Source organism: Streptomyces bohaiensis, assembly GCF_012033785.1.
In the GTDB taxonomy this organism is placed as follows: domain Bacteria; phylum Actinomycetota; class Actinomycetes; order Streptomycetales; family Streptomycetaceae; genus Streptomyces; species Streptomyces bohaiensis.
In genome coordinates, this window is the sequence record NZ_JAAVJC010000510.1 from 1 (window position 1) to 1,528 (window position 1,528).

At 76.4% G+C, this 1,528-nt stretch carries 1 protein-coding gene; it reads left to right on the forward strand.

The features are described 5' to 3' along the window. Window positions 1-261: 261 nt before the first annotated feature. Complete coding sequence (locus HCN52_RS24370) at window positions 262-1,488, forward strand: S8 family peptidase (protein ID WP_168090578.1); 1,227 nt, start codon at window positions 262-264, stop codon at window positions 1,486-1,488. The last annotated feature ends 40 nt before the right edge of the window (window positions 1,489-1,528 follow it).

A 1,528-nucleotide genomic window follows, 5' to 3' on the forward strand; every position in this document is an offset into this window, starting at 1 on the left:
GCGCGGTGACCTCCCCGGCGGCCAGCCGCAGGTCGACGCGGCGCACCGCGACGGTGGCGCCGTAGGTGACGGTGATCGACCGCGCGGTGAGCAGCGGCTCACCGATCGGTGTGCGGCGCCGCTCACCCGATCGGACCGCCGGCCGCACGTTCGGCGGTGATCGTGCTCAAGCCCGCGGGGTCCGGGACCGAAGGAGGAGAGGTCCGCCGTCCACGGGTGCACGAGTGCCCGGGCGGCCCAGTCGACCGTTCCGGAGTCCGTATGCGTACGCGTCCCCTCGCCCGACACGCCTCGTTGGGCCTGCTGCTCCTGCTGCCGTTGGCCGGCGCGGCCGGCGGCCCCGCTGCCGCCGTCCCGCCCGAGCAGGCGCCCGCGGCGGTGGAGACCGGGCCCCGGGTGATCCCGGGGCAGTACCTCGTCACCCTCGATCCGGCCGCGCCGGTCGACGACGTCCTGGCCGGACTCGGCATCGCGCCGATGTTCGTCTACGGCACCGTCCGCAACGGCTTCGCCGCGACGCTCTCCGCGGAACAGCTCGCCGCGGTGCGCGAGGTGCCCGCGGTCACGGCCGTCGAGGCGAACGCGGTGGTGGAGGCAGAGCCGGCACCGGCGTCCGACCTCTTCCTGCCGCCCGACGGTACGGCAGCGGAGCGGTCGGCACCCGCCGGTGAGAGCTGGGGGCTGGACCGGATCGACCAGCGGACGCTGCCGCTGGACGGGCGGTACGAGGTGTCGGGCACCGGCCGCGGGGTCACGGCGTACATCGTCGACACCGGGCTCGACTTCGACCACGAGGAGTTCGGCGGACGGGCAGTGGCGGGCTACGACGCGGTCGACGACGGGCGAGCGGGGGCGGACTGCCACGGCCACGGCACGCATGTCGCCGGGATCGTGGGCGGCGCGTCGCACGGGGTGGCCCGCGAGGTCGACCTGGTGTCGGTGCGGATCCTGGACTGCGACGGGCGGGGCAGCACGGCGGGGGTGCTGGCGGCCCTCGACTGGGTCGCCGCTGAGGCGCAGCAGCCGGCCGTACTGAACGCCTCGGTCGGCGGCGGCGCCTCGCGCACCGTGGACGAGGCGTTCGACGCGGTGGCCGCCCGGGGCACGCTGCCGGTGGTCTCGGCCGGCAACAACGCGCGGGACGCCTGCGACGCCTCGCCCGCCGGCGCGGAGCGGGTCTTCACCGTCGGGGCGACCGATCGGGAGGACAGGCCGGCGGGGTTCAGCAACGTCGGCCGCTGCCTGGAGCTGTTCGCCCCCGGAGTGGACATCGTCTCCGCCCGGCTGGGAGGTGGGACGGTCGCCATGAGCGGCACCTCCCAGGCGGCGCCGCACACCGCCGGCGTGGCGGCCCTGTTCAAGGAGGAGCGGCCCGGGGCGTCGCCGGAAGGCGTCGGCGACTGGCTGGTCTCCGCCTCGACCGCGGACGTGCTGTCCTCTCCCGGCGGGGACTCGCCCGACCGGCTGCTGTACACCGGCGGGCTCTGAGGCCGGCGGGCGCAGTCGGCTGTGCTGCGCGCGCCGGCCC